This is a genomic window from Cellulophaga sp. L1A9 (genome assembly GCF_009797025.1).
In the GTDB taxonomy this organism is placed as follows: domain Bacteria; phylum Bacteroidota; class Bacteroidia; order Flavobacteriales; family Flavobacteriaceae; genus Cellulophaga.
The window spans coordinates 3,688,501-3,702,290 of sequence record NZ_CP047027.1 but is presented as its reverse complement, the minus strand read 5'-3'; the positions used below and the strand labels follow the sequence as shown (position 1 = coordinate 3,702,290).

Genomic DNA, 13,790 nt, shown 5'->3' with positions numbered 1-13,790 from the left:
TCTAAGTCCATTTCCGGAATTAAAAAGGAGATACTTTTGATTGCCTATAAATTATTAGTTTTTTTTGATGTCATCAGGAATCAAAGAATACAACCAATGTTCTTTGTAAAAACGACAAGCATTTTAGCATAGTTTACAAAGATTTAAATTCCCAAAACTTATTCTTTGGCAAAGGAGCGACAAAAGTTTTATTCTCATTAGTCCCAGAAACCTGATAGCTTAACTTCCAAGAATGAAGACAAACAGAAAGAGGATAATACTCTTGATCCGATCCATATTTTTCGTCGCCAATAATTGGCACTCCTAAATGTGATAATTGCGCTCTTATTTGATGAAACCTACCCGTTTTTGGTTTTACCTCTAAAAGATAACCAAAGTCGTTTTCAGCTATAACCTCATAGCTAAGGCTACAGTCTAAAGCCTCTTTTGATTTAGTTAGCACAATGTCTGCCCTTTTTTCCAGGTTATTTTTCACTAGAAAATTCACCAAATTCCCTTTGTTCTTTGCAGGCTTGTTTTTAACAATTGCCAAATATGTTTTTTGAACTTTTCTGCTACTAAAAAATTCATTAAAAGCCACAAGAACACTTTTCTTTTTAGCAAAAATTAATACCCCACTGGTAACTCTATCCAATCTATGAATAACCCCGACATAGGGTTTTCGCTTCTTTTGTAAAAGGTGTTTAAAAACCTGGTCTTCTATGGTATTGTCCTCATAAGGATTCTTTTCACTTATATAGCCGGCTGTTTTGTTTACGACGATATAATCATTATTTTCTTCTACTATTTCTAGATTTGGCATTTGCACGCTACTTTTTTCTTGATAATTTGGGTATTCTTGACTAGTCATTAATGAATAGGCACGTATTATTTACTAATGGGTTAACACCCATAATTCTACTTCTTCTAAAGTACGCCAGTGTTGCTCTCTCTTTGTTTTATCTGAGGCTACTTTTACCGATTTTTTATAGCACTTTTCTAATTGAAACCTTCCTCCATTCGCTAATTCCATTTCTATAGGATGTTCTTTTGTTGCATTTGTTATTTGTCCTAAATTAGAAAACAAAACCACTAACTTACCTTCTGGCAATAAGTGTTTTTTTGCTTCTGCAAAAAAATCTGAAAATAGATTTTTATTGTAATAAATAGCTTCGTCGATTCGGTCTAAATTATGTGCCTGCGGCAACCAAGGCGGATTAAAAACGATAAGTTCTGTCTGTTTATCAAATTTCCCAAACAACGAACCATGATCTAAAGCTATCTTTCTAGACAATTTTGTATCCCCCATAAATTCCGTTAGCCCCACAATTGCATTAGGATTTGTGTCCGTTCCAAAAACTGTCTGAAAACCGTACTTTATCATCTGAAGAGAAAGTATGCCACTCCCAATACCGATATCTATCGCAGATTTTTTAGCGCCTTCATAACGTTTTAACCATTGATCAAAAAGTATTAAATGATCAAAACGCGTTGGAAAATAAACGCCATAATACGGATGCATTTTATTTCTCAGTACAGGAACCGAAATTCCGTTTTCAAACCATTGCCAAGCACTATTTAATCCTTGCACTTGAGGCAAAGGTAATAGAAAATCGCTTATTTCAGGATACAACTTTTCCAACCAACCAATAGACGGTGCTTTTTTTACACTCAATTTATGAGCGACAATTTCTATTAAAATAAGATTGGATAGTTTCTGGTATGCAGCACGAAATTTGCGCTGTTCTTGAAAAGAATCATTAGGGAATTTCTTTTGAAGGTATTGCTTCAATTCTTTAAGAAGTACTAGTCCGTTACTATAGAAGGCTGTTACGAGCACAGGTCTCCCTGATTCTAGAGCTTTAATGGTGCGCGTAATGTCTGTTCCTCTATTGAACAATTCTAATGGTGTATTTAATAGAATAGGTTCTGGCTTACTGGTTTTTATAGCTGTACTCATATGTTTAGTTTATGGTGTATAATGACTGATGTTTACTGTTTTATGATTGTAATGGCAAAAGGGATGCGTGAGGGATTGCAGTGTAAATCCCGGAGCCCGATTCCGATGCTTCGGAAGTGGTGCGAGGAATTGAAACGGAAAGCCCGACCTTGCGGCTGAACCTTTTTCAGCAACAAGGACACGCCCAAGCCTGAAAATAGAGCATCTACAGGAAGCCCTTTCCTCTTTTTGTGATGTGGATCCTCCTTATTCCGGGTGTAGCATCTAAGAATAGGGTCTTATATAAGGACAGACCTGTCTATAGTAAAAGTGCTTTTAAATAAACCATGCTTTTTTGAATTGAAACGAATTGCAGACTAATGACATTAGCAATGCGTAAGATTAAAAACTATTAAATAGCTACTTACTAGCAATCAGGCATTAAGTTGGCCACTAGCGTTTCATAAATCAAAATAAGGGCTCATAAAAAAAGCCACAGCAATTCGCTCAAGTGAAGCGAAAGGATAAATAATACGGTGTAAATATACTTTTTAAAACCCTATTCTAGGAAGAATACTAAAGTAATAATCAATAGATATGCAACATTGAAAAAATAAACCTCTTGAACATAAAAATGGAATGTAACCTCTGCACTATCTTACCTAATGTTGACTTCTTAATTTTTACCGTAATTCTAACAAAACAAATAAATAGCTACGATACTTTATTTGTAATTCCCTGTGATAAAAACTGTCTTCTTAAAAACCACATTTGACTTAGATACATTATTTTTACTGTAGAATGCTTTTCCATGAAAAACACCATATCGCAACGCGTAGCAGATTTTTTAAAAAATTACCCTCCATTTAATGGATTAAAAACGAACGATTTACAGCTCCTTTCGGAACAAATAACTATTATATACCAAGAAAAGGATAGTGTAATTTTTACAGAGAAAGAAGTGGGTCACGACCACTTCTATGTGATACATAAAGGTGCCGTATCATTAACTAGAAAAACAAGTAATACTATCGTAGATATTTGTGATGAGGGAGACATTTTTGGTTTACGCCCTCTAATGGCCAACGAAAACTATGAACTGGAAGCAAAGGCACATGAAGAAAGTATTCTTTATGCTATTCCCATTGCCTTATTTAAACCACTAGCTTTAAACAATACAGCGGTAGGTAATTTTTTAATTGAAAGTTTTGCTTCTAACACTAGAAATCCATATTCAAAAAATTACCGCGGTAAATTATACAGTGACAATTCTGATCCAGACCAAAGCACTCCTAATTTGCCTCTTATAGATTTGCAACCTGTACAATATTCTAAAAAAATTATTTCTTGCGGCCCACGAACTACAGTAAAAAAAGCTGCCGAGATAATGACCTCCAAGCAAATTGGAGCCATTCTTATTGTTAAAGATATGTTACCTATAGGAATTATTACAGACAAGGATTTACGTAATAAAATAGTGACCGGCGATTATCCTATAACTACCGCTGTTAGTAAAATTATGACGAGTCCTGTGATTACGTACCCTAAAGACCTTACGATTACACAGGCACAAATGGCTATGATGAAAAGTAACATCAGTCATTTATGTCTTACAAAAGACGGAACGGTAGCAACTAAATTAGTCGGAATACTCTCAAAACACGATGTAATGGTGGCTTTAGGTAACAACCCTGCTGTTTTAATTAAAGCCATAAAACGTGCTAAGAAAGTTAAACATCTTAAACCTATACGCAAAGGTATTATGGATTTATTGCAAGGGTATCTATCTCAAAATATTCCAATGACCTTGGTATCTAAGATTATATCTGAGTTAAATGATGCTTGTTTAAAACAAGTGATTAAAATTTCATTGGATAAAATGGAAAGTAAACCGCCTGTAAAATTTGCTTGGTTGGCCCTTGGAAGCCAAGGAAGAAGCGAACAAATGTTACATACGGACCAAGATAATGCATTAATTTTTGAAGATGTATCGGAAGATATGCTCCCTAAAACGACGACCTATTTTTTAAATTTTTCTGCATTAGTAACAAAAGGTTTGAATGAAATTGGTTATGAATATTGCCCTGCTGAAATGATGGCATCAAATCCGCAATGGTGTTTGAGTTTTAGTGAATGGAAGAAAACAACATCGCACTGGATTATTAATCCAGGAATTGATGAAGTATTACTATCCTCCATCTTTTTTGATTACAATTTCATTTATGGAGAACCTAGTTTAGTAACTGGACTTTCTGAACATATTTTTTACACGGTAAAAAAGTATCCAATATTTTTTGTGCATTTAGCGAAAGGAGCACTTCAAAACCCTTCGCCTACAGGTTTTTTTAGGCAATTTTTGGTAGAACAAGATGGTGCTCATAAAGACTCTTTTGATGTAAAAAGTAGAGCATTAAGACCCTTAACCGATGCGGCACGGGTACTGATTCTCTCCCACGCTATTAAATCTATAAACAATACCGCAGAACGCTTTGAAAAATTAGCCGAATTAGAACCAAACAATAAAGAAATTTATATGGCTTGTTCTTACGCTTCAAAAGCATTACTAAAGTTTAGAACAAAGCAAGGTTTAGCACATAACAACTCGGGACGGTATATTGATTTGAATAATTTGAGTAAAGAGGAAAAGATTAAACTTAAACGTACCTTTAAAACAATAAAAGAAATACAAGAACTTGTCACGCTAAGGTTTCAATTAAAATCAATGTAATGTTTCACTTTTTTAAAAAAGACAAACCCGAACTTCCTCAATTTTGGAAAGATTACGAATTAAAGTTTAAAGAAAAAGCTTCTGAAAAACTAAGTGATAACGTATTTACTGTTTTAGATACGGAAACCACAGGTTTTGATTATTCTAAAGATAGGATGTTGTGTATTGGCGCTCTAAAATTAGTACAACAACGCATCATAATAAAAGATGGTTTTGAAGTCTATATTACGCAACAAGTATATGGTAAGGATGCCGCTCCTATTCACGGAATACTTAAAAACAGTAAAATTTCTAGGGTAACTGAATTTGAAGCTTTAGAGCAATTTATTAATTATGTTGGGAATAGTATACTCATTGCGCACCATGCCATTTTCGATTTAAATATGATTAACAATGCCCTCTTGAGAAATGGATTGCCTGAATTAAAAAACATCTATTTAGACACTTCTCATTTATACAAAAAGACCATTATTAGATCCAATTTAATTGTAAAGAAAGATAATTACAGCTTAGACGAATTAGCCGATAAATTTAGCATCTCTAAGAAAGACAGACACACGGCCATGGGCGATGCGTATATCACTGCCATTCTCTTTCTAAAGATTGTCAACAAATTAAAAGAATCAAAAAAAGAGGTGACACTCAATTTTTTACTAAAGTAATTATCAAAATACAAATTAAAACCCTCTCTAATTGCGAAAAAAGGCGAAAAGGGACTCAAGAACCTCAGATAACAAACAATTTACCGTTTAAACGTAATTTTTTAAGATAAAATGCACTCTTTTAGGAATATTTTATTAATTTCAGCAAACAAACCTCCGAGAGCATGAAAAGAATTCAAAAAATTAAGAGCTTTATTTTCCTTATGACATTTATTGGGTCAGCAACTTTTTACGGAACGACTCAAGAAAATCCTAAATCTTCAGCTATTAAAAATATAGAAAAACAAAATACAAGTCATAAAATGCCTGTAAAAAAAGCAAATCTTATTTCTGCTCTTAATATTACAAAGTAATTTTTATTTCGTTTTTTCTAAATAGGCTAAAACATTCTTTTCTATTCTTGCTTGAATATCAGAAATATTAGCTTTTTGAAAGGTCTCTCCTACTATATTTTCATAAAGTTCAATATACCTGTCTGATACCGTTGTAATATAATCATCAGACATTACTGGTACTTTTTGACCTTCTAAACCTTGAAAATCATTTGCAATTAACCATTGACGTACAAACTCCTTAGAAAGTTGTTTTTGTTCTGCCCCATTTTGCTGTCTTTCGCTATACCCATCTGAATAAAAATAACGTGAGGAATCTGGAGTATGTATTTCATCAATCAATACAATTTTTCCATCTTTGGTTTTTCCAAATTCATATTTAGTATCTACTAATATTAATCCTCTCTTTGCAGCAATTTCAGTTCCACGCTGAAAAAGAGCTTTCGTATAGTTTTCTAAGATGATATAATCCTGCTCAGAAACAATTCCTCTTTTTAAAATATCTTCTCTCGAAATATCTTCATCATGATCGCCCATTTCCGCTTTTGTAGCTGGTGTAATGATAGGTTCAGGGAATTTATCATTCTCTATTAACCCTTCTGGTAATGCTACCCCACAAAGCATTCTTTTACCCGCTTTATATTCACGAGCGGCATGACCAGACATATATCCACGAATTACCATTTCTACTTTAAAAGGTTCACAAGCGTGACCAATAGCAACATTTGGGTCTGGCGTTGCTAACAACCAATTAGGAACAATATCAGCCGTGTCTGCCATCATTTTCGTAGCAATCTGATTAAGAATTTGCCCTTTGTAAGGAATTCCTTTAGGCATCACCACGTCAAAAGCAGAAAGTCTATCTGTAGCAACCATCACCATTATATCGTTTGCTAAAGTATATACTTCTCTTACTTTTCCTTTATAAATATTAAGTTGCCCTGGGAAATTAAAATTTGTATCTGTAATTGTATTGCTCATGCGCTTAGGTAATGTGATTGCTATTATTTTATTTTAAACTGAAGGCTAATTTTGGTGTTCTAAACCTTTGTAAGCTTCAATTACTTTTTTGACTAATTTATGACGGATAACATCTTTATCATCCAAATGAATAATGGATATTCCCTCTACGTTTTGCAGGACTAATAATGCTTCTTTAAGGCCCGAAACCGTTCTTCTAGGCAAATCTATTTGCCCTGGATCTCCTGTAATTAAGAACTGCGCATTTTTACCCATCCTTGTTAAAAACATTTTCATCTGGGCATGGGTGGTATTTTGCCCTTCGTCCAAGATGACAAAAGCATGATCTAATGTTCTACCGCGCATAAATGCCAATGGTGCAATTTGTATGGTGCCATTTTCAATATAAAAAGCTAATTTTTCTGGCGTAATCATATCGCGTAAAGCATCATATAAAGGCTGCATGTACGGGTCTAATTTTTCCTTTAAATCGCCTGGTAAGAAACCTAGATTTTCACCTGCTTCTACTGCGGGACGAGTTAAAATAATTCGCTTTACTTTTTTCTCTTTTAATGCTTTAACAGCAAGCGCAACGGCAGTGTACGTTTTACCAGTACCGGCAGGCCCAATAGCAAAAACCATATCATTTTTTCGTACGGCATCCACTAATTTGCGCTGATTGACCGTTTGTGCTTTTATTAAACGACCACTAACGCCATGAATAATAACTTCCCCACTACTTTCCGAAGAAGATAAATCATCTTTTGCTGTACTCATCAGCAAACGTTCAATACTATTCTCATCAAGTTTATTATACTTGAGGTAATGCTCCTTTAACATGTCAAAACGCCTATTGAACTCTTCAAGGAGTTCATCATCGCCATAGACTCTTATTTTACTACCTCTTGCTACAATTTTTAGCTTTGGAAAGTATTTTTTTATTAAGTCTATATTTTCATTTTGCTGTCCAAAAAAATCTCTAGGACTAATTTCTGTGAGTTCAATTAGTAGTTCTTTCAAAGAATATGGGATTTAATTACTTGCCTGTTGAATATTAATTTTAGTTGCTTTAAAATTTGCGTAATTTTGTTAAACAAACTTAAGTAAAAATCAGTTTCATAAAGTAAAAAACATATCAACAGTCTTATATGGCAATAATTACATTAACTACTGATTTCGGATATAAAGACCATTTTGTAGGCGTTATTAAAGGCGCTATATATTCGGAATTAGCCGATGCTAAAATTGTTGACATCTCTAATGAAATAAGTCCGTTTAATATTCCAGAATGTGCTTATATTTTAAAAAATTCTTATAAGAGTTTTCCAAAAGGAACCATACATATTGTAGGCGTAGATTCTGAGCCAACTCCTGAAAACCAACACATTGCAGTACTTGTAGATGGCCATTATTTCATAACTGCAAACAATGGTGTAATAGGTTTAATCACCTCTGAAATAACTCCTGATAAAGTAGTTGAAATTAATATTCCTAACCCCGAACACGGATCTTTTCCGGTACTAGATGTATTTGTAAAAGTAGCCTGCCATATTGCACGCGGAGGGACGCTAGAAGTTGTTGGTAAATTATTTAATAAACTCAAAGATATTCGAGAATTTGCTCCAAGAATTACAGAAAACGGCAATGGTATTGTAGGTAGTGTAATATATATAGACAATTTTGGGAATGTTATTACCAATATAGAAAAACACACCTTTGATGCTTATCGTAAAGGAAGAGACTTTATTTTGAATGCTCGGAATAGAAAAATTACTAAAATACATAATAAGTATAGTGATATTATAAATTTTGAATTAGAAAAAGATAAGCGAAACGGGCCCGGAGATCTACTAGCACTTTTTAATTCATCCAATTATATAGAATTAGCAATTTACAAAAGCGATTTAAATACCGTAGGAGGTGCTTCGACCCTGCTTGGTTTAGATTATAGAGATACAATCACCATAGATTTTGAATAAAACAGAAGTCGTTTTAGGCTACTTATAAACATTGTTAAAAATCAGTATATTGAATCTAAAAAAAATAGCCCCTAAACTTTATAAGATTTATGCTGATTAACAGTAGGTTTAGATCCTAAAAAAGCATAATTATTATGTTATATTTGTACAGACATACAGGACAATAACTGTTGATAAGTTTGTTTCATTAAAAACAACATTTAAAATATCTTTGTTTTTCTTGCGATGGTCTTAGTAATTCAGGGGATTCAGTTTTTAAGTTACCAATTCATCAATAGATTTAAAGAGAAAATAAAACACATAAGGAATGAAATTTATAGTATCTAGCACGTATTTACTTAAACAATTGCAAGTTTTAGGTGGCGTAATTAACAACAGCAATACACTACCAATTCTAGATAATTTTCTATTTGATTTAAAACAAAACCAATTAATTGTTTCTGCTTCAGATTTAGAAACTACCATGAGTTCTGTTTTAAACGTAGATTCAGACAATGAAGGTTTAATTGCAGTACCTGCAAAATTATTATTAGATATATTAAAAACCTTTCCAGAGCAACCGTTAACCTTTGTTGTTGAAGACAACAATACTGTTGAAATTAGCTCTAACCACGGTAAATATGCTTTAGCCTATGCAGATGGAGCTGAGTTTCCTAAAGCTGTAGAATTGGCGAACCCAAGTTCTACAACAATTATAGGAGACATTTTAGCTACCGCTATCAACAAAACCATTTTTGCTGCAGGTAATGATGATTTAAGACCTGTAATGAGCGGTATCTTTTTTCAGTTCTCTCCTGAGAGTTTAACCTTTGTAGCTACCGATGCACATAAATTGGTAAAATACCAAAGAACAGATATCTCTGCTTCGCAAGTGGCGGAATTTATTATGCCTAAAAAGCCTTTAAATCTTTTGAAAGGTATCTTAGGAGGTAGTGAATCAGACGTAACAATAGAATACAACGAGAGTAACGCAAAATTTAGTTTCGAAAATACAGAACTTATCTGTCGTTTAATAGACGGTAAGTATCCAAATTACGAAGCGGTGATTCCTAAGGAAAACCCTAATGTATTGTCTATTTCTAGAAATCAATTATTGAGCTCTGTTCGTAGAGTTTCTATATTCTCAAATAAAACAACGCACCAAATACGTTTAAAAATTGCTGGTGCAGAACTTAATATTTCTGCTGAAGATATTGATTACAGTAATAAAGCAGAAGAGCGTTTAACATGCTCATACCAAGGTGATGATATGCAAATTGGTTTTAACTCAAGATTTTTAGTGGAAATGCTAGCGAACTTAACTTCTGATGATGTTTCATTAGAAATGAGTTTACCAAATAGAGCTGGTATTTTAACACCTGTGGATGGTTTAGATGAAGGAGAATTGGTAACAATGCTTGTAATGCCTGTTATGCTTAATAATTAATACCAACCAGATTTTTTTATAGAAAAACCCCAATAACTTACGTGATTGGGGTTTTTTACTTTTATACCTTTTTTTTTGATTATAAGAACTTGATGCTCATTGGGTAATAAGGCTGTTCATCATTACTAACTCTTATTGCATTTACAATAGGAAATACAAACGTTAGAATACCTAATACTAAAAACCCTAGTAAGCCTAAGCCAAATAATAAAATCAAAGGAATACAAATTATAAAATATAGAAACATACTTATTCTAAAATTCATAATTGCCTTTCCATTTTCATCCATATTAATTACTGTATCTTTTTGGGTTAACCATATAATTAATGGTACTATAAAGCCTCCAAAACCTGTAACAATATCTAATAACTGACTTAAATGTGTAATGACTAATAATTGTTTGTTTTCTCTTTGCATGATATTTTGATTTTTGATTGATGTACTAATATGACGCTTCAAAAACCAAAATGTTACAAAAAAAGATAATTATTGTTGGCGTTCTAGTTTTCTCAATTTTTCAGATTCCTTCAGAATTGTGATATTTTCTTTCGCAATTTTATCATTCAACTTACCAATAGCTACAGGAGAAAGTTTCCCTTTTCGCTGACCTTCGGCAAGTTTCATTTCATATTTAGCAATCTTATCTTCGCATTTCTGAATATCTTGATTCTTACTTGCTATTGCACTTTTTAATTTTTCTTGCTTTTGAGCCTCTTTTTCTTTGGCTTTAGCTTCCTTTTCAATCTTCTTTTGCTCTTTCTCTGCTTTCTTCTGTTCTTTCGCTAATTGCTTCTGCTCTTTTGCAGCAGCTTTCTGCTCTGCTTTGGCTGCAGCAGCTTCTACTTTAGCTTGCTCTATCTGCTTTAAATCTTCTTGTTCTTTTATCATATCTTTTACGACTACGATAGAATCTTTAACTTGTTCTGTTTCTTGTGCATAAGATTTTCCTAAAGAAAATAATGCAATCACTGCTACTACTACTAATTTATTCATATTTAATTTAATTGTTAATGGACGGCGAATGTACAAAATAGTATGAATCACAATCATAAAATATTTTTAATTCGCACGTTGCTATACATCGCTTCTTTTAACGATCTACTTATGGGTATAACAAAAAAAATGCCACTTTTATAAAGTGGCATTTAAAACTCGTAATTTTAGGTTTTAATTTTATAGGTTTTCTAACTTATAGGTACGTACCCAGTCATAGAACGTTGTACGCTCCCCCAAGTACCTTTCATACCGCCATCTGCAGGAACTGGATTCCAATCATAGGTTTCTGTAACCAATTTTAAATATAATGGCAAGTCAAAATCGGCTTTAGGAGTAATGCTATACACTTCATTCCCGTCTAGATAAAATACAATTTCTGTTTTACTTTTCCACCAGGCTGCGTAAACATGATAAGACTCATACACTTTATTATATAATCCTGTATTTCCTCCTACAGAACCTGTTGGTGTTGTTGCACAGGTTGTATTTCTACTATGCGTATTAGAATGTATGGTTCTATTGAAGTTTTGTGCAAAATTTGCGGTACCAACAATTTGACCGACACATTCCTGAATGTCTAATTCTATGGTTCTTTTATCACAGCCATTAGTATCGTTTGCATTGTTAATTAACCAAAATGTAGAAGACATAAACGTCTTATTTGCTTTCATTCTTGCTTCAAAATAATAGCCTACCTGCCCTGCTGTATTAGACGTTATGTTAGAACCTTCATGTGTAAACGTTTTTCCATTGACTACTCTAGGACTAGGCAACTTCTTGCAGGTTAATCTAAGGTTGCCATTTTTTTCAGATACCGTGCTTTCTGTAAAAAGTCCTGGAGGTCTACCTATCCATCGGTTAGGATCGGTATTTTTCCATTTGTTGGCATTAAAAGAACTATCATTGAATTCATCAGACATGGCCTCTACTTTTACCCATTTCTTACCATTCGGTAATGGGTTTTGATTTGCGTTGAAAAACGGACCACCTTTCCGTACATCTCCTTGAGTTTCTTCGGATTGCTGTTCTTCGGTAACAACAGCTTCAATCGCATCTTCTTTTTCTACATTTACATCGCTATCATTAGTGCTACAACTTGCCAGCGCTAATAGGATTGCAAAAAAAGGATTTGGGGACTCATTTTTTTCATGATATTGTAATTTTAAGTTATTTTCTCAAAAATAGCGACAAGTGTTTCAAATGGCAACCATAAATAACCTTTTGACTGCAACATATGAGTAATTAATCATATGTTGCAGTCATATTCCCCTATGGTAAATGTTTGTCTAGTTATTAGCTTCTGGTAGTAGATTACCAAATACTATTTTATATTTTTGCATTATGATACAACAGGATACTATAGTAGCACTTGCCACACCTTCTGGTGCGGGTGCCATTGCCATCATTCGTCTTTCTGGTATAGATGCTATTACCATTGCCTCTAACCATTTTGTATCTAGAAAAGGTAAGAAATTAGTACACCAGAAAACGCATACCATCCTTTTGGGACATATCGTAGATGGAGATCGTGTTTTAGATGAAGTATTGGTTTCTATTTTTAAAGGACCTAATTCATATACGGGAGAAAACATTGTAGAAATATCTTGTCATGGCTCTACTTATATACAGCAGGAAATCATCCAGTTATTTCTTAGAAATGGATGTAGAACTGCAGATGCAGGTGAATTTACCTTACGCGCCTTTTTAAATGGGAAGATAGATTTGAGCCAGGCTGAAGCCGTAGCCGATGTCATTGCTTCAGACAATGCTGCTAGTCACCAAATTGCGATTCAGCAAATGCGTGGTGGCTTTAGTAATGAAATAAAGGAATTGCGAGCAGAATTAATGAATTTTGCTTCTTTAATAGAATTAGAATTAGATTTTTCGGAAGAGGATGTAGAATTTGCCAATAGAGATCAATTTCAAGATCTTATCAATAGAATTACCTTAGTCTTAAAAAGGTTGATTGATTCTTTTGCCGTAGGAAATGTGATTAAAAACGGAATTCCGGTAGCTATTGTTGGAGAACCTAATGTTGGAAAATCGACCTTATTAAACTCCTTATTAAATGAAGATCGCGCTATCGTATCTGATATTGCCGGAACAACTAGAGATACCATTGAAGATGAAATTTCTATTGAAGGTATCGGATTTCGATTTATTGATACAGCCGGAATTCGTGAAACCCAAGATGTCGTTGAAGGTATCGGGATAAAAAAGACATTCGAGAAAATAAAGCAAGCACAAGTAGTTTTATATTTGGTTGATGGATCTCTGATGACGGGAACCAAGGAAATAGACGCTTTAAAAATCGAAATTGAAAAAATTAAGAATCAGTTTCCTCAGAAATCTATTCTTTTGTTGGTCAATAAAGCGGATAAAATAGCCCCTGACACCACCACGCTTATTTCTTCTGAAATGGAGTCATTATCTGCACAGCTTAAAACTATTTTTATCGCTGCGAAAACGGGTGAAGGCGTAGAAGATTTAAAAGGAGAATTATTAGGATTGATAAACACAGGCGCTCTTAGAAACAACGAAACTATTGTAACCAATTCTAGACACTACAACTCGTTGTTAAAAGCCTTAGAAGAGATTCAAAAGGTGCAATATGGAATGGATGCTGGTTTTTCTGGAGATTTATTGGCTATAGATATTCGTCAAGCCTTATTTCATTTCGGAGAAATCACAGGTGAGATATCAAGCGATGATCTTTTAGGTAATATTTTCGCGAACTTCTGTATCGGGAAATAAATAAGTATTTCATTTGGTCTCATATGGTTCTAAA

Annotated in this window: 13 protein-coding genes; 6 read left to right on the top strand and 7 right to left on the bottom strand. The window is 33.6% G+C overall.

Annotated features, from left to right (window positions below):
• Positions 1 to 133 precede the first annotated feature (133 nt).
• Positions 134 to 850 (bottom strand): RluA family pseudouridine synthase, encoded by a 717-nt coding sequence (locus tag GQR94_RS16390; protein ID WP_233268379.1) that lies wholly within the window; start codon positions 848 to 850, stop codon positions 134 to 136.
• Between the two features lie 24 nt (positions 851 to 874).
• Positions 875 to 1,939: a methyltransferase gene (locus GQR94_RS16385; RefSeq protein WP_158976982.1), complete on the bottom strand. Its 1,065-nt coding sequence runs from the start codon at positions 1,937 to 1,939 to the stop codon at positions 875 to 877.
• A gap of 790 nt (positions 1,940 to 2,729) precedes the next feature.
• On the opposite strand from GQR94_RS16385, the gene GQR94_RS16380 reads away from it, so the two are divergent.
• From GQR94_RS16380 to GQR94_RS16370, 3 genes are all read left to right on the top strand, one after another.
• Complete coding sequence (locus tag GQR94_RS16380; RefSeq protein ID WP_158976980.1) at positions 2,730 to 4,646, top strand: DUF294 nucleotidyltransferase-like domain-containing protein; 1,917 nt, start codon at positions 2,730 to 2,732, stop codon at positions 4,644 to 4,646.
• The gene (locus GQR94_RS16375) at positions 4,646 to 5,308 is read left to right on the top strand and encodes a PolC-type DNA polymerase III (protein ID WP_158976978.1); all 663 of its coding nucleotides are present in this window, start codon (positions 4,646 to 4,648) and stop codon (positions 5,306 to 5,308) included. Before GQR94_RS16380 ends, GQR94_RS16375 begins: the two co-directional genes overlap by 1 nt.
• A gap of 164 nt (positions 5,309 to 5,472) precedes the next feature.
• Positions 5,473 to 5,661, top strand: a complete 189-nt coding sequence (locus GQR94_RS16370) for a hypothetical protein (protein ID WP_158976976.1) — start codon at positions 5,473 to 5,475, stop codon at positions 5,659 to 5,661.
• 3 nt (positions 5,662 to 5,664) lie between these two features.
• Here the strand turns inward: GQR94_RS16370 and GQR94_RS16365 are convergent, their stop codons facing one another.
• Positions 5,665 to 6,621 carry a phosphoribosylaminoimidazolesuccinocarboxamide synthase gene (locus GQR94_RS16365; protein WP_158976974.1) on the bottom strand — a complete coding sequence of 319 codons (957 nt, stop codon included), beginning with the start codon at positions 6,619 to 6,621 and terminating at the stop codon, positions 5,665 to 5,667.
• Between the two features lie 45 nt (positions 6,622 to 6,666).
• Entirely contained in the window at positions 6,667 to 7,620 is a 954-nt protein-coding gene (locus GQR94_RS16360) for a PhoH family protein (RefSeq protein ID WP_158976972.1), read from the bottom strand.
• A 128-nt stretch (positions 7,621 to 7,748) separates the two neighbouring features.
• Here GQR94_RS16360 and GQR94_RS16355 point away from each other — a divergent pair, with 128 nt between their 5' ends.
• A complete protein-coding gene (locus GQR94_RS16355) occupies positions 7,749 to 8,579 on the top strand; it encodes an S-adenosyl-l-methionine hydroxide adenosyltransferase family protein (protein ID WP_158976970.1) in 831 nt (276 codons plus the stop codon).
• 307 nt (positions 8,580 to 8,886) lie between these two features.
• On the top strand, positions 8,887 to 10,005 hold the full coding sequence (dnaN, locus tag GQR94_RS16350; protein WP_013551970.1) for a DNA polymerase III subunit beta: 1,119 nt from the start codon (positions 8,887 to 8,889) through the stop codon (positions 10,003 to 10,005).
• Between the two features lie 79 nt (positions 10,006 to 10,084).
• Here the strand turns inward: dnaN and GQR94_RS16345 are convergent, their stop codons facing one another.
• The 3 genes from GQR94_RS16345 to GQR94_RS16335 all read right to left on the bottom strand — a co-directional run bounded on the left by GQR94_RS16345 (position 10,085) and on the right by GQR94_RS16335 (position 11,922).
• A complete protein-coding gene (locus GQR94_RS16345) occupies positions 10,085 to 10,423 on the bottom strand; it encodes a DUF4870 domain-containing protein (RefSeq protein WP_158976968.1) in 339 nt (112 codons plus the stop codon).
• Between the two features lie 69 nt (positions 10,424 to 10,492).
• A complete protein-coding gene (locus GQR94_RS16340) occupies positions 10,493 to 11,050 on the bottom strand; it encodes a hypothetical protein (protein WP_158976966.1) in 558 nt (185 codons plus the stop codon).
• Between the two features lie 140 nt (positions 11,051 to 11,190).
• Positions 11,191 to 11,922: a glycoside hydrolase gene (locus GQR94_RS16335; RefSeq protein ID WP_233268377.1), complete on the bottom strand. Its 732-nt coding sequence runs from the start codon at positions 11,920 to 11,922 to the stop codon at positions 11,191 to 11,193.
• 421 nt (positions 11,923 to 12,343) lie between these two features.
• Between GQR94_RS16335 and mnmE the strand changes: the two genes are divergently transcribed.
• Positions 12,344 to 13,756 (top strand): tRNA uridine-5-carboxymethylaminomethyl(34) synthesis GTPase MnmE, encoded by a 1,413-nt coding sequence (mnmE, locus tag GQR94_RS16330; RefSeq protein ID WP_158976964.1) that lies wholly within the window; start codon positions 12,344 to 12,346, stop codon positions 13,754 to 13,756.
• Positions 13,757 to 13,790 lie beyond the last annotated feature (34 nt).